The sequence below is a fragment of the Hazenella coriacea genome, from assembly GCF_004341825.1.
GTDB classification, from domain to species: Bacteria; Bacillota; Bacilli; order Thermoactinomycetales; family Thermoactinomycetaceae; genus Hazenella; species Hazenella coriacea.
The window spans coordinates 350016-372264 of record NZ_SMAG01000001.1 but is presented as its reverse complement, the minus strand read 5'-3'; the positions used below and the strand labels follow the sequence as shown (position 1 = coordinate 372264).

General features: G+C 39.8%; 19 protein-coding genes and 3 tRNA genes. 19 read left to right on the top strand and 3 right to left on the bottom strand.

Features of this window, described 5'->3' with window-relative positions:
• Nucleotides 1-44 precede the first annotated feature (44 nt).
• The 7 genes from EDD58_RS01760 to EDD58_RS01730 all read left to right on the top strand — a co-directional run bounded on the left by EDD58_RS01760 (nt 45) and on the right by EDD58_RS01730 (nt 7996).
• The gene (locus EDD58_RS01760; protein ID WP_131923119.1) at nt 45-926 is read left to right on the top strand and encodes a sulfite exporter TauE/SafE family protein; all 882 of its coding nucleotides are present in this window, start codon (nt 45-47) and stop codon (nt 924-926) included.
• A gap of 480 nt (nt 927-1406) precedes the next feature.
• Nucleotides 1407-4064, top strand: a complete 2658-nt coding sequence (gene polA / locus EDD58_RS01755) for a DNA polymerase I (protein WP_131923118.1) — start codon at nt 1407-1409, stop codon at nt 4062-4064.
• A 22-nt stretch (nt 4065-4086) separates the two neighbouring features.
• Nucleotides 4087-4914 carry a DNA-formamidopyrimidine glycosylase gene (gene mutM / locus EDD58_RS01750; RefSeq protein ID WP_131923117.1) on the top strand — a complete coding sequence of 276 codons (828 nt, stop codon included), beginning with the start codon at nt 4087-4089 and terminating at the stop codon, nt 4912-4914.
• 59 nt (nt 4915-4973) lie between these two features.
• Nucleotides 4974-5642 carry a sporulation membrane protein YtaF gene (ytaF, locus tag EDD58_RS01745; RefSeq protein ID WP_243648611.1) on the top strand — a complete coding sequence of 223 codons (669 nt, stop codon included), beginning with the start codon at nt 4974-4976 and terminating at the stop codon, nt 5640-5642.
• Between the two features lie 18 nt (nt 5643-5660).
• Nucleotides 5661-6275 carry a dephospho-CoA kinase gene (gene coaE, locus EDD58_RS01740; protein WP_131923115.1) on the top strand — a complete coding sequence of 205 codons (615 nt, stop codon included), beginning with the start codon at nt 5661-5663 and terminating at the stop codon, nt 6273-6275.
• A 44-nt stretch (nt 6276-6319) separates the two neighbouring features.
• Entirely contained in the window at nt 6320-6850 is a 531-nt protein-coding gene (locus tag EDD58_RS01735; RefSeq protein ID WP_243648610.1) for a lytic transglycosylase domain-containing protein, read from the top strand.
• Between the two features lie 120 nt (nt 6851-6970).
• Nucleotides 6971-7996, top strand: coding sequence for a glyceraldehyde-3-phosphate dehydrogenase (locus EDD58_RS01730; protein WP_131923113.1), 1026 nt, complete (start codon nt 6971-6973; stop codon nt 7994-7996).
• 120 nt (nt 7997-8116) lie between these two features.
• Here EDD58_RS01730 and EDD58_RS01725 read toward each other — a convergent pair whose 3' ends face one another.
• The gene (locus EDD58_RS01725; RefSeq protein ID WP_131923112.1) at nt 8117-8590 is read right to left on the bottom strand and encodes a GyrI-like domain-containing protein; all 474 of its coding nucleotides are present in this window, start codon (nt 8588-8590) and stop codon (nt 8117-8119) included.
• A 291-nt stretch (nt 8591-8881) separates the two neighbouring features.
• Here EDD58_RS01725 and EDD58_RS01720 point away from each other — a divergent pair, with 291 nt between their 5' ends.
• Nucleotides 8882-9832, top strand: a complete 951-nt coding sequence (locus EDD58_RS01720; RefSeq protein ID WP_131923111.1) for an EamA family transporter — start codon at nt 8882-8884, stop codon at nt 9830-9832.
• Between the two features lie 56 nt (nt 9833-9888).
• Here EDD58_RS01720 and EDD58_RS01715 read toward each other — a convergent pair whose 3' ends face one another.
• The gene (locus tag EDD58_RS01715) at nt 9889-11508 is read right to left on the bottom strand and encodes a peptide ABC transporter substrate-binding protein (RefSeq protein WP_165875742.1); all 1620 of its coding nucleotides are present in this window, start codon (nt 11506-11508) and stop codon (nt 9889-9891) included.
• 402 nt (nt 11509-11910) lie between these two features.
• Between EDD58_RS01715 and nrdR the strand changes: the two genes are divergently transcribed.
• The 8 genes from nrdR (at nt 11911) to EDD58_RS01675 (ending at nt 17247) form a co-directional block, all read left to right on the top strand.
• Nucleotides 11911-12402 (top strand): transcriptional regulator NrdR, encoded by a 492-nt coding sequence (gene nrdR / locus EDD58_RS01710; protein WP_131923109.1) that lies wholly within the window; start codon nt 11911-11913, stop codon nt 12400-12402.
• 102 nt (nt 12403-12504) lie between these two features.
• A complete protein-coding gene (locus tag EDD58_RS01705; protein ID WP_131923108.1) occupies nt 12505-13977 on the top strand; it encodes a replication initiation and membrane attachment family protein in 1473 nt (490 codons plus the stop codon).
• The gene (gene dnaI, locus EDD58_RS01700) at nt 13974-14909 is read left to right on the top strand and encodes a primosomal protein DnaI (protein WP_131923107.1); all 936 of its coding nucleotides are present in this window, start codon (nt 13974-13976) and stop codon (nt 14907-14909) included. The genes EDD58_RS01705 and dnaI overlap by 4 nt, the downstream gene beginning before the upstream one ends.
• Nucleotides 14910-14993: 84 nt before the next feature.
• A tRNA-Phe gene (locus tag EDD58_RS01695) sits at nt 14994-15069 on the top strand.
• 5 nt (nt 15070-15074) lie between these two features.
• A tRNA-Gly gene (locus tag EDD58_RS01690) sits at nt 15075-15149 on the top strand.
• A 4-nt stretch (nt 15150-15153) separates the two neighbouring features.
• Nucleotides 15154-15242, top strand: a tRNA-Leu gene (locus tag EDD58_RS01685).
• A 207-nt stretch (nt 15243-15449) separates the two neighbouring features.
• The gene (locus EDD58_RS01680; protein WP_131923106.1) at nt 15450-16622 is read left to right on the top strand and encodes a DUF819 family protein; all 1173 of its coding nucleotides are present in this window, start codon (nt 15450-15452) and stop codon (nt 16620-16622) included.
• Nucleotides 16623-16656: 34 nt separating this feature from the next.
• Nucleotides 16657-17247, top strand: coding sequence for a nitroreductase family protein (locus EDD58_RS01675; RefSeq protein WP_131923105.1), 591 nt, complete (start codon nt 16657-16659; stop codon nt 17245-17247).
• A gap of 94 nt (nt 17248-17341) precedes the next feature.
• On the opposite strand, the gene EDD58_RS01670 is transcribed toward EDD58_RS01675, so the two are convergent.
• Nucleotides 17342-18841, bottom strand: a complete 1500-nt coding sequence (locus EDD58_RS01670) for a thioredoxin-like domain-containing protein (RefSeq protein ID WP_131923104.1) — start codon at nt 18839-18841, stop codon at nt 17342-17344.
• A gap of 342 nt (nt 18842-19183) precedes the next feature.
• On the opposite strand from EDD58_RS01670, the gene mqnC reads away from it, so the two are divergent.
• From mqnC to ytxC, 3 genes are all read left to right on the top strand, one after another.
• Nucleotides 19184-20296 (top strand): cyclic dehypoxanthinyl futalosine synthase, encoded by a 1113-nt coding sequence (mqnC, locus tag EDD58_RS01665; protein ID WP_131923103.1) that lies wholly within the window; start codon nt 19184-19186, stop codon nt 20294-20296.
• A 149-nt stretch (nt 20297-20445) separates the two neighbouring features.
• The gene (locus tag EDD58_RS01660; RefSeq protein ID WP_165875741.1) at nt 20446-21081 is read left to right on the top strand and encodes a metal-dependent hydrolase; all 636 of its coding nucleotides are present in this window, start codon (nt 20446-20448) and stop codon (nt 21079-21081) included.
• A gap of 124 nt (nt 21082-21205) precedes the next feature.
• Nucleotides 21206-22099 carry a putative sporulation protein YtxC gene (ytxC, locus tag EDD58_RS01655; protein ID WP_131923101.1) on the top strand — a complete coding sequence of 298 codons (894 nt, stop codon included), beginning with the start codon at nt 21206-21208 and terminating at the stop codon, nt 22097-22099.
• Nucleotides 22100-22249 lie beyond the last annotated feature (150 nt).

Here is a 22249-nt window from a genome sequence, read left to right as displayed (position 1 = left end):
TTTTAATCTGAATCATCTGATTTATCGAAAAGGGAGTGGTTCCCATGCGAAAGTTATTGCTTTTATCCTTGATTGGATTTGCAGCCCAACTCATTGATGGATCACTAGGAATGGCCTATGGCGTGACCTCTACTTCGCTGTTACTGATCTTCGGAATTGCTCCTGCTGTTGCTTCTGCTTCGGTTCATTTTGCTGAAGTCGTGACTACTGCGGCTTCGGGTGCTTCTCATATTCGCTTCGGAAATGTAGATAAAGAAACAGTTTTACGTCTGATTGTGCCTGGGTCTATTGGTGCTTTTTTGGGAGCATGTTTTTTAAGTCTGATACCAGGTGAGCTAATTAAACCATTTATCTCTATTTTTTTGTTTGGATTAGGTGTATATATTCTTTTTCGATTTGTTTTCCAGATCAAGCCAAGAGTGAATCCGTCACAGGGAAAACGAAAAAAAATATTAACTCCACTGGGCTTTGTAGCTGGCTTTCTAGATGCTACAGGTGGGGGAGGGTGGGGACCATTAGCCACCCCAGTACTCTTATCGAGGAACGACTTAGAAGCGAGAAAAGTGATTGGTTCTGTAGATACAAGCGAATTTGCCATTGCTGTTTCCGCTACACTAGGATTTATGATCTCTTTGGGTTGGGCAGAGGTTAATTGGTATTGGGTAGGAGCCCTAATGATTGGAGGGGTATTTGCGGCTCCGATCGCAGCGTGGATTGTTCGGATCATTCCACAAGTTTTATTAGGTTCTCTCGTTGGTGGCATGATTTTAGTTACGAATGCTACCAATGTGATGGAATCCGTACATGTGACAGATCGAATTCAAACTATGATCTATGTGTTTCTGATTTTGGTCTGGATCATCAGTATTTACTATGCGATTCGAAAATATAGGAAGAACCTACCAGAGCAAGGGGCAGATCACTAGTCTTAACTGAAAAGACTCCACAGGCTTTGTCATTTGCAAAGCCTTTTTAATATGATTATTAAAGTGGACAGAATACCTGTTCGTATCTTAGTTTTGATAAACTAGAAGCCACATTTTACTCGTGTTACAATAAGCATAGCTTGTATCCGTAGAGTCAATTAGGTAATATTCACCTTTTCGATCAGGCGGCTAACCTGATTTTCTCCCCTCTCTGAGCTTGTACCTAACATGGATAGAGGATTTCGTCTTTTTACATCTAATTGTAGGGTAATGTAAAAAGTATGATATAAACTCAACTTGAGTAAAAATGGAAATCAAGTAGTTTGATCCAATGAAACTAGGAGGGAGATGTTTCTCTGACGAACGACATTTGCGAATATGCTATGGGAGTGAGACAGAGAAACAGCGATCTGACGGCTTGGATCAATATGTTGCTGAATTTGCTCATTTGGAGATATAAATTTAAAAGGATGACGACTTTTGGACAAAAAACTCGTGTTGATTGATGGGAATAGTATTGCGTATCGAGCGTTTTATGCTTTACCTTTATTATCAAATTCAAATCAAGTATTCACCAATGCTGTGTATGGATTTACCTTAATGCTTTTAAAAGTGTTAGAAGAAGAAAAGCCAACACATGTCTTGGTTGCTTTTGATGCAGGGAAACAAACGTTTCGACATAAACAATATACTGAGTATAAAGGAACGAGGGATAAAACACCTGGAGAGCTCTCTGAGCAGATCCCACTCATTAAAGAGTTACTTGATGCATTTCAAATTCCATACCATGAATTATACGAATTTGAAGCAGATGATATTATTGGCACGGTCGCCAAATCTGAAATATCGAAGGGTATGGAGACCTTAATCGTAACGGGAGATAAAGACTTACTCCAGTTGGTTGAGGATCAGGTTCAGGTACTTTTGACTCGTAAAGGGGTTACAGATGCAGACCGTTATGACCTGAAAGCGATTCAAGACAAATATGGTTTAACCCCACAACAAATTATTGATTTAAAAGGATTAATGGGTGATCCTTCCGATAATATTCCTGGAATCCCAGGCGTTGGTGAAAAAACAGCCTTAAAATTGTTACATCAGTTCCCATCTGTGGAAGAAGTACTAGATCACATTGATGAGCTTCCAGGAAAAAAATTAAAGGAAAAAGTAGAAGAGCATCAAGAACAAGCCTTATTAAGTAAACAATTGGCGACGATTCGGACGGATGTTCCCCTTAACTATCGTTTGGACGAGCTGGCATTTCCTTCGATGGATCTAGATAAGGTTATCCCGTTATTTAAAAAGCTGGAGTTTAAAAGTCTGATCCAACGATTTAGTAAAGAGCAAGTGGATCAAGAAGAAGCACCCGAAAAGAAATTAGAATCTATCTCCTACGAGAGTGTAGAAGTAAGTCGGGTTAATGATTACGCTAATCTATTAACTTGTGGAGAGTTAGCTCTATTTGTGGAAACCACTGCTCCCAACCCCCATCGATCAAAGATGATTGGACTTTGCCTTTCTGATGGTGAGAAACATCTATACGTTCCAACTGAGGTAGTGAAAGAGTGGAGTGCACTCCAAGAATGGTTGGCTGATCCCCATAGGCAAAAAGTTGTCTACGACATGAAGAAAACAAAAATTGTTTTAAAAAATGAAGGGTTTTCTTGTGAGGGCATCCAGTTTGATGTATTATTAGCTGCCTATTTAATTAATCCGTCAGAATCTCAGCTGGAATTAAGTGAGATTGCTGATCGTTACCCAACTGTAAGTGCTTTGCCTTCAGATGAGCAAGTATATGGAAAAGGAGCAAAGCGCCGTTTATTGGAAGGGGAAGAGCTTGCCGAACATTTAGCAAGGAAGACGCAAGCAATTTTGGAATTACAACCTCTTTTAAAGGAGGATTTAAAAGAGGCTGAGATGGAAAAGCTGCTATTTGATTTGGAAATGCCTCTTTCAACTGTCTTAGCTAAGATGGAAAGACAGGGCGTACTGGTTGACCCTCACCGATTGGATCAGATGGGTGAAGATTTAAAGCTGAGTATGAACCAATTAACGAAAGAGATTTATCAGTTGGCTGGGGTAGAATTTAATATTAACTCGCCGAAACAGCTTGGAGAAATCCTATTTGATAAGCTAGGATTACCTGTGTTGAAGAAAACAAAAACAGGGTACTCAACCAGTGCGGATGTATTGGAAAAATTAGCTCCTCAGCATGAAATTGTCGATAAGATTCTCCATTATCGTCAAGTAGGGAAATTATATTCTACTTATGTTGAAGGCTTAATCAAAGAAATCGGTCCTGACCAAAAGATCCATACACATTTTAATCAAACGATTACAGCCACTGGACGATTGAGCAGTACCGAACCTAACCTGCAAAATATCCCCATCCGTTTGGAAGAGGGAAGACGAATTCGCCAAGTATTTATTCCCTCTCAAGAGGACTGGTATATGCTATCCGCAGACTATTCACAAGTAGAATTACGGGTGTTAGCTCATCTCTCCCAAGATCAAGCCCTTCAAGCAGCTTTTATTAAAGAGGCTGATATTCATACGCAAACAGCGATGGATGTCTTTCAAGTGGCTGAAGAGGATGTCACTCCGTTAATGAGACGACAAGCGAAAGCAGTCAACTTTGGGATTGTCTATGGGATTAGTGATTTTGGGTTAGCGCAAAACCTAAATATTACAACGAAAGAAGCGAAATATTTTATTGAACGATATTTTGAAACCTACCCAGGTGTGAAAGATTATATGGATCAAATCGTACAACAAGCGAAAAAAGATGGCTTTGTCACCACACTTCTCCATCGTCGTCGATACTTACCAGATATCAACTCTCGTTCGTTTCATGTCAGAGGGTTTGCCGAGAGAACAGCGATGAACACTCCGATTCAAGGAACCGCAGCTGATATCATTAAATTTGCGATGGTGAAACTGGATCAACAGATGATGGACAGGAATCTAAAAAGTCGTATGCTACTCCAAGTTCATGATGAACTCATCTTTGAAGTGCCTGAAGATGAATTAACAGAGATGCAACAATTAGTCCGGAAAGTGATGGAGGAAGCATTACGTCTGTCTGTACCTCTTAAAGTAGACATTAATTATGGGAAGAGTTGGTATGAAGCAAAGTAAATAAATACTGGGGGAAACATCATTGCCAGAACTACCAGAAGTAGAAACCGTGAGGCGAACATTAAAACAACTGATTCTGGGAAAAACGATTGAAGAGGTTACCATTCATCTCCCTCGTATAATCAAGCATCCAGATGATGTCGATCTTTTTCGTCAACAACTACTTGGATTAACCATTACAGATGTTCAAAGACGGGGAAAGTTTTTAAAGATTGTTTGTGACCCATTGGTCTTAGTTTCTCACCTCCGAATGGAGGGAAAATATCGAGTGGTGGATCATGGAGAACCATTGGAAAAACATACACATGTTATTTTTCATTTTACCGATGGTACTGAGCTAAGGTATCGGGACGTGCGTCAATTTGGTACGATGCACTTGTTTTCGTGGGGGAAAGAAGAAGAGGTTTTGCCACTAAAAAAATTGGGTCCTGAACCTCTATCCGATCAGTTTACGATTGATTGGTTTCAGCAAACGTTACCTAAGAGAAAAACGAGAATTAAAGCCTTGCTATTAAACCAAGAATATTTGGTAGGCTTGGGGAATATTTATGTGGACGAGGCTCTCTATTCTGCAAGGATTCACCCAGAGCGATCGGCTTCATCTTTAACAGATGAAGAGATTCAGCGACTGTATCAAGGTATAAGGCAAACACTACAAAAAGCGATTGAGCTAGGTGGTTCATCTGTTCGCTCCTATTTGGATGGACAAGGAGAGATGGGGATGTTCCAGCTCCAAATTCAAGTGTATGGAAGAAAAAATGAACCATGTAACGAGTGCGGACGACCGATTGAGCGGATTGTCGTGGCTGGACGTGGAACACATATTTGCTCTCATTGTCAACCTGTATAGGTATCACCGATTGGCCAGCTCCTCCATAAGATATAGTTACTAACTGAATCGATTGGGGAGTGGCTGCGGTGTGGCATGGATTATCCATTTTCTGGTTAGCTTTTGCAGTTAGTTTAGACAGTTTCGGTGTAGGAACTACTTATGGTTTGCGGAAAATGAAAATTCCCTTGTTGTCTACCCTCATTATCGGTATTTGTTCAGGGATTGTTATTGGGGCTTCGATGCTCTTAGGAGGATGGCTAACTCAATGGCTATCACCTAAGTTTGCGAATCAGCTTGGAGCAATGATTTTAATTGGATTAGGGATTTGGACCATAGTGAATGGAGTTCTTCATAAAAGAAACGAAGGAACTACCCATATAGAGTTGAAAAAGAGTCAACCACCCACCCAAGTATGGGCATGGGAATTTCGTTCATTAGGCTTAGTCATTTCCGTCTTACGGACTCCAATGGTAGCCGATGTGGATCGATCAGGGTCCATCTCTTCAATGGAAGCTTGTCTACTTGGAGTGGCTCTTTCCTTAGATGCTTTTGGTGCAGGACTGGGAGCTGCATTCATTGGGCTTTCACCTATGTATGTAGCTTGTACGATTACAGTCACAAGTGCACTATTTCTTCGATTGGGCATGTGGTTTGGTTTACGATGGGGTCATAAGCTTTGGGGCTTCATGCTCCCTTATCTACCAGGAATTTGTATGATACTTATAGGTGTTGTTCGCTTTTTTTAAAAGGAGTTGACCCCTTCCATGATACTAGGTTTAACAGGTGGGATCGCAACAGGGAAAAGTACTGTTTCAGCTATGTTTCGACAACAAGGGGCGATTCTGATCGATGCGGACCAAATCGCAAGAGATGTTGTTGAGCCAGGTTCCATAGGATTGGAAAGAGTGCGCCAACACTTTGGAGATCAGGTGATTGACTCTCAAGGAAGAATGGATCGCACTCAGGTTGGACAAATTATATTTAGTTCGACAAAAGCACGTGAAGAGCTGAATCAAATCCTGCATCCGTTAATCATCGCTGAAATGAATAGTAGGACCGAGCAAGCCATTGACCAAAATGCTGAGGCGATCATTATTTGGGATGTACCTTTACTGATTGAACAAGGTTTGACACACTATGTCGAAAAGGTTATCGTGGTATATGTACCCGAAGTTGTACAATTGGAACGATTAATAAAAAGAGATCAACTAACAGAAGAAGAAGCACTCCAAAGGATGAAAGCGCAACTAAGTATTGAAGAAAAGAGAAAGTTTGCAGATTTCGTCATCGATAATCGTGGACCTTTAGAGGTGACAGAAAGACAGGTTAAACAACTATGGAACTTTCTAACATTAAAAAATGGATCAAACCAGCCATAGTTGCATTGCCCTCCAAAAGGGTTCTCCTTGTTGCTTTTGTACTAGTGTTAGTGTTTATTGTATTAGCCAATACCCTTATCAATCGCTTGATGTATCCATTAGAGTATGAAGATTATATCGTTGACAGTGCGAAAGAAACAGGAGCCGATCCTTATATGATTATGGCGATCATCCGGGTAGAGACCAAGTTTGATCCCGATAAAGAGTCGCACAGGGGCGCCAGAGGTCTAATGCAATTAATGCCAGGGACTGTAGATGATGTAATCCAACGTGGTGGATTCTCCCCTGCTTCAAAAAATATGGTTGATGATCCAGCTATGAACATTCGAATGGGTAGTTGGTATATTGCTTCATTAACAAAGGAATTCAAAGGGAATAAATTTGCTGTTGCAGCGGCATATAATGCCGGCCCTGGCAACGTAAAGAAATGGTTAAGAGAAGGAGTTTGGGACGGAACTCTTCAAAATTCGAGTAAAATCCCATTTGGTGAAACCCGCCATTATGTACAGCGAGTAAACTTTTATTATGAGCAATATAAACAAATATATGGCGATTTACCTGAAATTGAACAGTAATCCGTTACCCTGTTTCGGTGAAAAACAGGGTTTTCGTTTGTTTTGGTTGCAAAATGTGCCATACTGATTATAATAAGATAAGAATAATAGTATGTACTAAATTGGAAGGAGACCATCACTATGACACTTCGTATCGCTATCAACGGATTTGGACGCATTGGGCGGATGGTTTTTAGAAAAGCAATTTTGGATCCAAGTATGGAAGTGGTGGCTGTAAATGCAAGTTATCCTGCCGAAACATTAGCTCATTTAATCAAATATGATACAATTCATGGATTCTTTGATGCTGAAGTAATACCTAATGAGAATGGTTTTACAGTGAACGGAAAGCAAGTCAAATTACTTTCCAATCGTAACCCTCAAGAGTTGCCTTGGAAGGATTTAAATGTAGATATCGTGGTTGAAGCCACTGGTAAATTCCGTGATCGGAAAGGTGCTTCTTTACACCTTGAAGCAGGTGCAAAGAAGGTTGTGATTACTGCACCTGGTCAAGATGAGGATGCGACTGTGGTAATGGGGGTTAATGAAAGCGTTTACGATCCAGCTAATCACCACATTATTTCTAATGCTTCCTGTACCACCAACTGTTTAGCTCCAGTAGTAAAAGTGCTTCATGATCAATTTGGTATTGAACATGGCTTGATGACAACCGTACATGCCTATACCAATGATCAGAAGAACCTTGATAACCCACATAAAGATTTACGCCGTGCGCGTGCTTGTGCACAGTCAATTATTCCAACTAAAACAGGTGCTGCAAAAGCATTGGGAATTGTGATTCCAGAGTTAAAAGGAAAATTAAATGGTTTTGCACTACGTGTTCCGACACCTAATGTGTCTGTAGTAGATTTAGTTGTTGATTTGAAAAAAGATGTAACAGCTGAAGAAGTAAATCAAGCACTTAAAGTAGCTTCCGAAACAGACATGAAAGGAATTCTTGGATACTGCGATGAGCCATTAGTATCTTCCGATTTTAATGGGAATGAAAATTCCTCCATTGTAGATGCACTTTCCACGATGGTGATTGGAGACCGTCAAGTGAAAGTACTTGCATGGTATGATAATGAATGGGGTTACTCTTGCCGTGTGGTTGATCTTGTAAAATTAGTCGGGAATAAACTGTTAGAAGAAGTTAGTGTATCTTAATCTGATCATAGAACAATTGTTTTTATAGACAAAGAACCGAGAGCAACTTCTTCTCTCGGTTCTTTGTGATTTGTCGAAATAAACTATTAGGAGTCGATCTTTCGCACGAAATGACTGAATCTATTTCTTTTTAATCGGAATATAAATCTCATACATATTATCAGGAGATCCAGGATCATCAATCGAAGGAATATATCGTTTGTCGAATACTTCCAAGCCGAGAGTGCTATGGTCTTTGATATATCCCATTCTCTCAATCCAAGTCCATGCTTTTCGGTAGGTTTCGGGTGTAGTCTTTATAGGCCCTTTATGAACGAAGACTGCATAGCGTTGGGTGGGAACGGTTAGAGTAAGCATTCCTTTGGGAACTTGGTTTGCCGAGTCCACTTCAACACCAATATAGCAGGTGAAATCTGTGACACGATCATGACAAGGGCTAACAAAGACACCTGGTTGCACTTGATTGGGAATCTCTTTGATCCTGCTAATGAAGTTTTCCCAAATATGTGGTATTTCACGTGACATGGTATAAGGACCCGTCCAACCGATCCCCATAAATTGAAATGATTCTTTTGTAAGAATTCGACCTTGCATAGATGACACCTCGCTATTTATGATCGGTCTATCTTTACAACAGGGGAGTAATGGCTAAAATTTTAAGATTAATAAAGGATGTTGTCCCTTTTACTACTTTTTATTTTAAGCTTCTTCCCACTATTCAATAAATATTTCTTGATATGTGAGCAATCTTCCTTCAAAACCTTCTGTTAAATTATTTTTTACCATTATTTTTTTTTGTAAAGATCTATTGCAAGGACTCCAAAAGTAAATGATGATAGAGGAAAAGAGTAGTTATTTTAAGATAGGATTTAGGAGAGAACGTCTATGCAAAAGTGGAATCGTTTAAAAGGGATTACCATGGTGATCTCTGGTGCTGCTTTATGGGGAATTTCAGGTACAGTGGCACAACAATTGTTCCAACTACAGGAGTTTTCAGTTTCCTGGATGGTTACAGTAAGGTTACTTTGCAGTGGGATTTTATTGTTAGGCTTTTCACTTTTAAGTCGTAAACAAGGTTCCATTTTTGCTATTTGGAAGCATCCCAAGGATCGAATTCGGATTATTATTTATGGAGTTGTTGGACTATTAGGAGTTCAATACACTTATCTCGCCGCTATCGAGGCTGGAAATGCAACAACGGCAACTTTATTACAATTCTTGGGACCTGCCTTGATTACTGTATATGTGACATTACAATTAAAGCGACTCCCACAGTGGAGTGAGTCTATCGCTCTCTTACTTGCTTTGATTGGAACGTTTTTTCTCGTCACTAATGGTTCAACGACAGAGCTTTCAGTGTCTACGCAAGCAATTATTTGGGGACTTGCTTCAGCTTTAGCGGCTGCCTTTTACACTCTTTATCCAACGGAATTAATCCCACGATGGGGCTCATTAGTGGTTGTGGGATGGGGGATGCTTATTGGGGGATTAGTCATGAGCTTGATCCATCCACCATGGCAGCTGGACCCGATTGATTGGAATGGGGAGATCATTTTTTATATCTGTTTTGTTATTATCTGCGGAACATTACTATCTTTTTTTCTATATATCAGTAGTTTGCGTTATCTGAAACCTGCGGAAGTAGGAATCTTAGGAAGTGCTGAACCTTTATCCGCTGCGTTTATGTCAGTACTCTGGTTGAAAGAAATATTGGGAGCTTTTGAAGTTCTTGGTGGAATACTTATTATTGTAGCAGTGGTTCTTCTTTCTTCTCGCAAACAGAAAAAGGTACAACCAGCCAAATCTTATAAAGAAGAGCTTCCCCTAGATCACTGAGGGGGAAGCTCTTCTTTATGTAAATCATCATCTGCTGGGAGAGGATATTCCGTTTCTTACTGTTCCACGATTTGAACATAGCGCAAAGAGTTAGGTATACCAAAAGGGTGACGAACGAACTTTTTAATATGAGATTTTAATAAATAGGTTTCGTTTACATAATATAATGGGATAAAAGCTTGGTCATCAACAAGTAAAAAGCGTTCTGCTTGCCGCAGATAGTTCATCTGCTGACTCACAGAGGACGAATTAATGGCTCGTTTGATAGTCTCATCGTAAGGTGAATCGCTATATTTCCCAGTGTTTTGTGGATGATGAGTTGTAAATGTTTCTAACATCGTGATTGGATCAGGATAGGTTGCTGCCCAATCGGATAATGTCATATCGAATTTTCCAGACTCTTCAAGTGTCAGCTTTTCAGAACGGGATGTCGTATTTAATAGTACGTTTAAGCCAAGGTGCTCCTTCAATTGCTTTTTTAACTCAATTGCCAGTTGTTTTCTTTCGTCTTCATAGCTGAGTAAAACTAATCGTTCGGGTGCTTTTTGTAAGCCTAACTCTGTTAGACCTTCTTGAAAGAGTTGTTTGGCTCGTTGAATATCCATAGAAGGAGCAGGCAAGGGATGCTCTTCCCGAAATGATTGATTTTCTCCCTTCATGGTGGGAGGAATCAATCCCCCTGCTGGTTCTGCCTCATTATGAATCTGTTGAACAAGGCGATGACGATCGATTGCAAGATTAATGGCTTGGCGTATTTTTTTGTTTTGTAAAAAATGATTTTGCTCATTGAAGCGTATATATTGGGTAGCGGAAGTTTGAATCCGATGAAATTCAGGCGATTGATGATAAGCTTTTGTGAATTCATCATGGATTCTCGTCATATCGATTTGATTGGCATTATACAGATTTAGGTTTCGTACTGCATTGTTAGAAACATAAAAGTAGGTCTTTTCTAGTGTGACATTTTTCTGATCCCAATAACTTCGGTTTTTATTGAGAACGATTGTTCCAGTTTCAGAAATACCACTAATGACAAAAGGCCCATTGTATACCATCTGTGTAGGATCAGTTCCAAAAGTAGCTCCATGTTTGTTTAAATGATCGGCTTTTTGTGGTAAAAAGGGTGTACAGGTAATGAGATTTAGAAATTGACGCATGGGTTGTTTCAATCGCACTTCAAATGTTTTTTCATCAATTGCATGAATTCCTACTTTGCTCTCGTCTACTTCACCATGGTGATAACTTTCCGCATTAATGATTGAAAAGAAAAGATATGCATTTGGAGATTGGGTGGACTTAGCTAGAGTTCTTTTCCATGTTTTCTCAAAATCTTGAGCAGTTACTGATGAACCGTCACTCCATTTAGCTTCACGCAGGTGAAATGTGTAGACAGTTTGATCAGAGCTCACAGTGATCTGACTTGCAATCCCTAGAACCGGTTGATGATTTTCATTTAAACGCATTAATCCTTCACCAGTATTACTTAGGATATTCATTGAAAAGGAGTCATTAGCTATAGCGCTATCGAACCGTTTAATGTGATAGGGAATCGTTAAGCGGAGTGCTTGCTGATTTCCAAATAGTGATTGACTATTCATTGTCGATGCAGTTTGACATCCATTCAAAGAGATTAGTAGTAGACAAGTACTTAGTAAAAGGAGAATCGATTTTTTCATATAGAAATACCCCCTTATCGATTCATCTTTCATATCATTGATGATAGAGAGTTTCCATTAACCTAAGATTGGCAAGTAGTAATGTTTGTTAAGAAGAAATGAAGTTTTGATAAAGCGGCGTTGATTTTAGGATAAAAAGATAGAAAATCTTCTAGATGGTTATATATCTAGGCTTGAATAAATTAGGAATCATTGAATGGGCCTAGGAGAGGAGATGTTTCTCTGATGAGAAACTTTTGTGGATCCGTTACGAGAGTGAGATAGAGAAACAGCAACCTGATGGGATCTGGATCATCATGTTACTAAAAATGCTCATTTAAAGAGACATGATAAGATGGGTTAAATATGATTAAATAGAGATTGTTGCTTGAGAGAAGAAAGATTTTAAAGGAGGTTTTTCTATTGAAATGCCCTGTATGTGGACATAACGGTAGTCGTGTTCTTGATTCGAGACCCGTTCATGATGGACGAGCTATTCGTCGTCGTCGAGAATGTGAAGAGTGCGAACAGCGTTTTACGACTTTTGAAATGATAGAGGTACAGCCATTAGTTGTCATTAAAAAAGAAGGAAGCCGTGAAGAGTTTAGTCGGGAAAAGTTGCTACGTGGTTTAATACGGGCTTGTGAAAAACGTCCTGTCCCTTTGGATCAATTAGATAGCGTGGTTATGGAGATCGAGAGATCTTTACGGCAAGGAGGAATCGCAGAGGTTCCATCCAAACAAATCGGGGAAATGGTCATGGAGCGGTTGGTTGATATTGATGAGGTTGCCTATGTCCGCTTTGCATCTGTGTATCGTCAGTTTAAAGACATTAATGTTTTTGTCAATGAGCTGGAAGATTTGTTGAATCGATCCAGAAGAGCGCTTGTTCATGAAGAAAGACCCGATTCATAGAGTGGAATGGATGAATATGAGGTTTGTCTGAGAATAGGGTTCATGTGTTACAATGAAGAAATCATAAATGAGAAGTGCGAGCAGATGTAAGGAGGCTCTGTGATGACGATGTTTAGGAAAGATCTAGGGTGGCGTTGCCGAACCCGAAGACCGATTCATAGCGCCGATTTATATGGTTTAACTCATCTATATCAGCCCATTGTAGGAGCAACTTCAGTGGCACTTTATATGACATTGATGTACCAAGCTCCATTACATCGAGCAGGGATGTCTGAGATTCACCGCCACACTTATCTTCTCAAACTGTGTTCACTTAGTTTTGAGCAGCTAGTGGAAGCGCGCCATCTTTTAGAAGGTGTAGGTTTGATTAATACATACGAGAAAAAAGATCCTGAATTAGGTCGTTTTTATGAGTATGAACTGATTCCTCCTTTATCACCGACTAAATTTTTTCACAGTGATGTTTTAAGTATCACCCTATATCATCTCTTGGGAAAAGAACGATATTTGGCAGTTCGAAATTCACTATTTGAAACGACGAGTGAAGATTTGTCGATTCAAACCCAGACGAAGAACGTGACCAAAACTTTTAAAGAGATCTTTGGTAGTTTCAAACCACAGGACTTAACTAAGGCAGAAGAATTGGTGAAAGAAATCGATTGGAATAAAGAAGAACTGGATGATAAGTTTGTGGAAGGTCAAGCTCCACAATGGTCCGATGATGATGATCTTTCGATGGTTCGTATGAGACTTGGTTCCCTTGTCGAAGATCATGTCTGGACTAAGAAACTCATCGCTGAGCTCAAAGAGATTTGTTTTCTTTATCAACTTAATGAATGGGACTTATCCACGGCACTCCTGAACCCATATGTAACTCGAAACGGGATGATTGATTTAGAGCGTCTTCGCTCCTTTGTCAAAAGTGAATACCGTTTGCGCTTTGGTGGACCCCCTGTGGTTTCCAAGCGACAACGATCTTCAGAACGAGCAACCAACCCTTCCACTCCTTCACCAAAGCCAGACCAAAAAGCTTTAACTGAAGAGGAACGACATTTTCAACAACTCGCCGAAATTTCACCAATCGAATTATTGTCTTATTATCAAAAGGGTTCGAGAATTCCTGATAGTGATATTAAATTAGTTGAATCATTGGTTCATCACTACAAATTACCGTATGGTGTCATCAATGTATTATTGGAGTATGTTCTATTAAAATATGATTATAAACTATCTCGTTCACTTGTAGAGAAAATAGCTGGTCATTGGAAGCGATCAGGGATCAAAACAGTTGAAGATGCTTTAGAACAGGCACGTAAAGAAGATTGGGATCATAAAAATCGAACAAACTCTAAATATAATCCGAATCGAAAGTACCGCTCTATAAAAAGAGAGGAAAAGCTTCCACGAGCCGTTTTAAGTCAAATTCAATCTGCACCCACTGATGAAAATTTGATCGAAGAGAAAGCAACTGCGGCGGAAGATTTAGCTGAAAAACAAGCTAGAATTAAGGCTAAGCTTCAATTGATGAATGAACGTTTTGTTTCAAATAAGCAAGAGAAGGAGAATACAACGTGAAACCTTTGGGGGAAATTGTTAGCGTTCCATTAAAAAATCAAATATCCCTGTCCCAACGTGAAAAACAGTTAAATGTTCTGTTCACTTATCCGGCTATTAGGGAGTTTGTCCGCGCTCACCCTGAAATCCCTCGATATCAGTATCTCCGTTCTTTAGGACAGTTAAATGAGTTTGTATTAGAACATGAGCGGTGTCGTCGATGTCCTGGACTTGATCAATGTCCTAATCGTATGAAAGGACATACTCCTGAGTTAGTAGAATTTGCAAGCTACTTTGATGTAGCTATGCAGCCATGTGATAAGTTGAAAGCTGTTACGGAACAACAGAAACGAAGCACTTTAATTCGTAGCCATCATATTCCTAGAGATATTTTAGAATCTTCGTTTGCTACGATTGAAGCAGATCCTGCACGGATTGATGTCTTAGAAGTTGCGATTGACTTTTGTACGAAGTTTGCCGAGGATCGCCCTGAGACAGGACTTTATTTATATGGATCATTTGGTGTAGGAAAAAGTCGTATTGCGGGTGCAATTGTGAATGAGCTAGTCAAATATGATGTGGATTCGTATATGGTTTATGTACCTGAATTTATTCGTGAGGTATTTGAATCGATCGGAGATAAAAGCTCCATTCAGCAAAAAATGAATGCTTTAAAAAAAGCTTCACTTTTAGTGCTTGATGATATAGGTGCCGAATCTGTCTCCCCATGGATTCGTGATGATGTGATTGGAGCTATTCTTCATTACAGAGCGGCCGAACGTTTACCAACGATTTTTACCTCAAATTTTGATTTGGATGAACTCGAAGAGCATCTTGCCTATTCACAAAAAGGACAGCTTGAACGAACAAAAGCGAAACGGATCATGGAGCGGATTCGTCATTATGTTCGTCCAATCCTAGTCCGGGGAGTCAATCGTCGTGTTTCACGTTAGAATTCAAAATTAAAATAAAAAAGTTGTTGCAGGCATCTGCTTATCCGTGTTATAATGTTTTTTGTCAGCAGATAATGCCTAAAAGGTTCGGTAGCTCAGTCGGTAGAGCAGAGGACTGAAAATCCTCGTGTCGGCGGTTCGATTCCGTCCCGAACCACCAGGATTGCGGAAGTGGCTCAGGGGTAGAGCATCGCCTTGCCAAGGCGAGGGTCGCGGGTTCGAATCCCGTCTTCCGCTCCATTTTGCCGGGGTGGCGGAATAGGCAGACGCACAGGACTTAAAATCCTGCGGTAGGTTTCTACCGTGTCGGTTCAAGTCCGACCCTCGGCACCATACCTAAAAACTTGATCATTACGATCAGGTTTTTTTATTTTCCAAATCAATTTGAATCCAGCTCTCGTTATTTTATAATAAAATAAACTATTGTGTGATCAAGATAAGTTGAATCTAAGAGGTACTGCTAACTGTATTGTAAGCGCTAACAATATAGTTATTTTTCGAAGATTCCTATATATTATCCAGCGATTAGGAGGGATATCGATGCCAGATGTTTGGATTACTAGTACTTTCGGAGTAGGAGCAGTCATCACTGTTTTAATAGCAATCTCTTTCTGGCTAGAGCGCCGATTTCAAGCTTTTTCATTTTTGGGGACAGCTCTTTTAGTGATTACAGGAAGTGCAGTTTTAGTGAATCTAGGAGTGATTCCATCCTCTTTAGGGGAAGAAATCCACCCTTTATATACGTTTGCTAACGATTACGGGGTGCCGATGGCCATTGTATTATTATTGTTATCAACAGATTTAAAAAATGTACTTTCGTTAGGTAAATCTGCTATGATCGCTTTTACTTTAGGGGCGATCGGGACTGCGATCGGAGCGATGATTGCTGTCAACCTTACAGCTGATGGAATCGGTCCAGAAGCTTGGAAAGTGGCTGGTCAGTTTGCGGCTAGTTACATTGGTGGGGGAATCAACTATGCGGCTGTAGGAAATGCACTACAAACTTCAGAGACGATGTTTGCAACAGGTGCAGCCGCTGATAATATTATGACCAATCTGTGGATGGTAATGACTGCTGTGATCCCTGCCCTGTTGTGGAAATATTACCCCACAATAAGGAAGAATGAAGGATCAGAGCCATCAGAGTCCAAGGAATCCTTTTGGAAACGTAAAAACATCTCCATTTATGATATGGTTACTCTATTGTCAGTCACATTTGTCATTATAGCGATCTCTGACTTTATCACGCCTTATATCGATAGTTGGATCGGTTTTTCAATCCCAACCGTCATTGTATATACATCATTGGCATTACTAGTGAGTTGGTTTACACCCATTCGCCGATTTCATGGTGGGGAAGAGATGGGTAATATTTTGCTCCACTTCTTTTTTGCTACGATGGGGGCAGGAACGATTGTTAGTACGCTGATTGATCGAGGTCCGATTGTGTTTATTTTCCTACTGATTGTGGTAACGATTCATGCACTCATCGTATTTGGAATCGGGCGTTGGTTTAAGATAGAGATTGAAATGTTAGCTGTAGCAAGTCAAGCTTGTGTGGGAGGTCCTTCAACAGCTTTAGCTTTAGCCACTTCCAAAGGATGGGTACAACTTGTAACACCCGCAGTTTTAATGGGGATCCTTGGATATGCGGTTGGGAATTATGTGGGTATTAGTTTGGGTTATCTCATGAAAACATGGATTGGTGGATGACCGATGTGTATAGATCGAGAGGAGACATAAAGTGATGGAACTTTTTGAAGCGATTACAACTCGCCGTAGTATAGGGAAAGTAAAAGAAGATCAAGTTCCGCTACCATTGATCGAGAAAGTATTAGAAGCCGCTACTTGGGCTCCTAATCATCATCGTACAGAACCTTGGCGGTTTGTAGTACTCCAAGATGATGGGAGACAGGGATTAGGTAGGGTTTATGCGGAGATTGCTTTGGAAAAGGACTCCATGCTCACTGACGAAGAACGGGACTCTATTTATGAAAAACAGATGGCAAAAGCCTTCCGTGCCCCAGTGATCATTGCGGTTATTGTCACTCCTGGCGACCAAGCTAATGTTATCAAACAAGAGGAAGTAGCAGCTGGAAATGCAGCTGTCCAAAATATGCTTTTGGCAGCACATGCACTCGGCTTAGGTGCGATTTGGCGTACAGGTAAACCCGCTTATCATAACAAAATGAAAAGTTTTTTCGGATGTCAAGAAAAAGATGAGATCGTTGGTTTGATTTATTTAGGATATTCAGATCTAAAAGTTGTTCCACCCCCACGCATCTCTTTCAGAGAAAAAACCATTTGGGTTTCTGAAGATCACAAATCGATTCGTTAAAAAATGGATCAATCAATATAAAGCGTTTAGCCCAGTATTTTCTAAAATTAACTGGGCTTTTTTATGCATTCAGGAGGCTCATTATTTACTTGAATCAACAAGGAAAACAAGCACTTTCCTTATCCATATAGATCTCAACAGTAGAAAAATCTTTGGTTGTGAGATCGAAAATGCGGATCAAATGGTTGTTGGTATCTGCAATATAAAGTTTACCCTGATGAACAGTTACATCAGAGGGTTCATATAAGGGAAGGATTAAGCAATCCTCGTCTTCGATCTGGCAAACATCGGACTGTTTTCGACTGATTAATGTATGGACTTCTTTTGACTGCAAATTGACTACACGAATGGAATGATTATAAGTGTCAGCAATATAAATTTCATGATCTACGAGATCAATCCCCACAGGATGTTGCATTAAAGAGTTAGAAAAAGGTCCATCCACTAAGCCAAATGAAAATAAGCCTGTTCCAATTAAAGTAGATAGTTCTTTCGTTTTGAATGAGTATCTTCTTAAAGCTGAACTTTCGCTATCCACAAAATAAAGGTGCTTAGCATCTATAGAAATCCCGCTTGGCTGTGCAAGGTGTGCTTCTAATGAAGGACCATCTGTTAAACCTTCCCAACCACTTCCAGTTAGTGCATGGAGCTCCTGGTTTTCTAAGTTCAAATCCCAAACTTGGTGGGAGCCTGCCATAGCGATATAGCAATGATTTCCTGAAATAGCAAGATCCCAAGGAGAGCTAAGAGGTGTTTGTAAGGCATTTCCACCTTTTTCTCCAAATGGTGCTTTTGTTCCTGTACCTGCAATCGTATGTACCTGTTGATGAATGAGATCAATTTGGCGGATGAGATGATTTCCCGTATCGCAAACATAGAGATACTGGTCTGTGGCTTCTAGTCCATGAGGGCGGTTGAAGGTAGACATTTGAAAAGAGCTGTCTCTTCGTCCTTTTTTTCCTTTCCCAATTACTTGAACGACTTGTGCTTTATCCTTGTCCAAAAATTCAAGTTCCAAAATTCGATGATGGTTGGTATCAGAAACAAATAGATGTTCATTGTTTGGATGAAAAGTGATTTTTCCTGGAAATGATAAAGTACTTCTCGGAGGGAATGTACGAGTAATTTTTACTTTTTGACGTGACAAACGATTTTGTTGACGTGCTTCTTTGAGTGATTGGGCAATAGCTTGGTCTATGTCATGTTGATGTCCTTCTCCGACCCACTGGTCGATGATCTTACCATCAGCTCCAAGTAGATATAAGGTTGGCCATGCTTTAACTGTATATTCATCCCGAATCCGATTGCTTGAGTCTACAATGATGGGGTGTTTGATCTCATAACGGGCTATGGCTTGTGCAATATTGGCCGGATCTTGCTCGTTAGTAAATTTAGCGGTGTGAACACCAATGACAATAAATGGCTCACCTCGATATTTCTCTAGATCTGAAAGCTCCTGTAAGACATGAACGCAATTAATACAGCAGTAAGTCCAAAAGTCAATTAAGACGATATGACCACGTAATTTTTTTAATGATAATGATTCCTTTGTATTTAACCATATAGCATCAGTTGGAAATTCTGGAGCTCTCACGATAACCCTTCCCTTTTACTTTTGATTTCGTATCAATAGTGTCAAAATATCCATGAATAGGAGTCGAACTTTCACTTTCGTGTGAAATGATTTTGTTATCTTTAAGTGTTACCTTGTTAAATAATATGAACCTTAATGAACATTTTCATCAGGGAGAGCTGATCATTTATTGATTCCTATTGATGATCAATCGTATTTTTCAACATCTATATCTAGTTTGTTTAAACATTTCATGGATCCTGATTGATCATTCACTATACAAGACAAGAATGAGAGATTGTGATACCATTAACATGATATTTAGCATTTGATCCGAGCGGTGTTAGTTGGGGGTAGATAGGCATGAGTAAGATTGATACGTTGCTAAAAAAAGCACTTGATGGAGAACGGCTTGGGTTGGAAGATGGAGTTGCTCTATGGGAGAGCAATGAGATTGAAAAGCTAGGATGGGCTGCTAATCAGTTAATGGAACAACGCCATCCAGAACCCATCACGACTTTTGTTATTGGTCGTAATGTAAATTATACCAATATTTGCGACACCTATTGTCGCTTTTGTGCTTTTTATCGGGCTCCAGGTTCTAAAGAAGGATATGTTTTACCTAATGAAAAAGTTTTTGAGAAAATCCAAGAGACGGTTGATGTGGGTGGAACCGAGATTTTAATGCAAGGTGGGACTAATCCAGATCTTCCATTAAGTTATTATCTAGACTTGTTACGGGAAATCAAAAAAAGATTCCCGTCAATTCATATGCATTCTTTTTCTCCTGCTGAAGTGATGAAGATCAAGGAAGTATCAGGTCTCCCACTTGAAGACGTGATTCGCCAATTAAGAGATGCAGGGCTTGATTCGATTCCAGGTGGGGGTGCTGAGATCTTAGATGATCGCATTCGAACTAAGATTAGTAAGTTAAAAGGGTCTTGGCGTGATTGGATGAATGTGATGCAAACAGCTCATCGAGTTGGAATGTCAACAACAGCCACGATGGTCATTGGCTTTGGCGAAACTCTAGAAGAGCGGGTTACACATTTATTGCGGATTCGTGAAGCTCAGGACGAAACAAAAGGATTCCTTGCCTTTATAGTTTGGACTTTCCAACCTGATAATACAAACTTAAAGAGAGAGAAACTTTCTGCAGAAGAATATCTAAAAGCAGTTGCGATTAGTCGTATTATGTTAGATAACATCCCCAATGTGCAGTCTTCTTGGGTTACCATGGGACCTGAAGTTGGTAAACAGTCACTTAGTTACGGATGTAATGACTTTGGTAGTACAATGATGGAAGAAAATGTAGTTTCTGCTGCGGGCACTACACATAAGGTCAACAATAATTTAGCGATTCGTTTGATTCGCGAGGCTGGTAAAATTCCTGCTCAGCGAAACACCAAATATGAAATCTTACGTATTTTTAAAGATGGCGAGTTTACTGAACGCGATTTTGTCATGCAGAATTAAATAAGATGATTAATTGAAAGCTGATCTCTCCACGAAAGTGGGTATGATCAGCTTTTTTTATGTTGATATTTGTTTATATCATGTAAAGATTATTATACTATTAATATACGAAATCATTTATTTATTTTAAACGAATGGGGGATTTCAAGATGCAAGGTAAAACCCATATCGCGATTGGCATTGCCACAGGTGTAGGCGTTGCTTGTACGATGGGAGAGACTGGAGATGTCTTAAATTTAAGTTTGACAATTGTAACAGCAGCTATTGCTTCGATCTTACCTGATATTGATGAAGATGGTAGTTTAATTAACAATATTATTTTTCCTTCATTAAATCGAAAGTATCGATCTTTTGCATTAGCTTTTATTGGCGTGGTTATGGTTTTAATGTATTTTGTGAAAGCTTTACCGGAATGGGTGTTACTGACTGGAATTTTTGCTGCTGGAGTAGCATATGTTCCTCATCGATCAGTGAGTCACTCATTAGCTGCATGTGCATATGTGACTGGAACGGTCTTTTTAGCTGCACCCGCTTATGCCATCCCTGTCATGGCAGGTTATCTATCTCATTTAGTGGCTGATACGTTTACTAGTGCCGGAGTCCCATACTTATGGCCTTATAAAAAAAGAATGAATTTGAAGAAACTAGGGATCAAAGTGAAAACGGGTGGCATCGGTGACCAATGGACTGGAAAAGTAGCGATTCTGATCGCAGCACTTGGTTTTGTTTATTTAATTGGGCAAGTTTTTTATGATGAAGCCGTCGCCTCTGGTTGGATTGCTTGAGTGAATACATAGGTTCTTTCTTATTTGTGATTTTCGACCCTCCATCTGTTAAAAGCTTTTCTACGTATACAGGGCTTTTATCACCCATATACTAAAAATAATCCAGCGGAAGGGAGGGGCGTAAATGGTCTTTCAAATTTCCATAGCTGAAGAAAACCGTGTTCAGGTGATTCGCTTGAGAGCAGCTTTGGAGGACGGATTTACTCAGCTACAATCAGAGGGCATCACATGGACTGTCGAGGAATTCGTGCAGGGAGATCAATATATTTTCTCATGCCAGGTTCATGCACAGAATTATGATGAAGAACGAGAAGCTAGATATCAGCTTGGTAAAGGACTTTCCATGTTTATCTGTGAATGTAAAGACCCAGAGTTGATCCGAGGGATCATCAACCGAGAGTATTCCTTTTTAAGAGAGAATGATATTATTAAAATTGAAAATCAAGTACTGAGACAGTTAGAAACCAGTGTATGGGAATATGCTCGCATCCTATTTGCCAATCGACGTGAGAAATTAGCGAAACAAATCGCCTTATTCTTGAAAGAGTTCCCGTTTTTTTCTGTCGAAGGGTTTGTTCGGTTTCGGATGAAAGCGTATCGAAAAACATTATCTAAGTGTGTGCAAGATGCTGTAGACGACTTTTTGCTTGATCAGGAGTATCAAGAGTTTATTCAGCTACTGCGCTACTTTATTTCGGTTCAGCCGTCCCGGATCTCCATCGCTCAAGTCATTCATGACCACCAAGGTCGATATCGGTTGGTTCAAGATGATGGGACACCAATCCAGTTAGATGAGATTGATCAATCTCTGTTAGAAATCCTAGAACATACCTTTTCTGATGAGGATTTTTTAGTTAGTTCATTATTATCCTTAGCACCAGAACGGGTTATTTTACACACCCAAGATCCTGAGGAAAATTTAGTTCGTACCTTGGTTCAAATTTTTGAAGGTCGGATTATGCTCTGCCACGGATGTTCACAATGTGGGTACCCGCTTAATTTTCAAGGGGATGCTTGACTAAAATCGAAAAAAGTGGTTATAATACATACAAATTTTTATTTTAAAGCGTTGACGAGGATATGACTCAAATATCATGGTTACAGAGAATGGGGATCACGGGCTGAGAATCCCTATACCCACTGGTATTTGATTTACCACCTCCGAGCT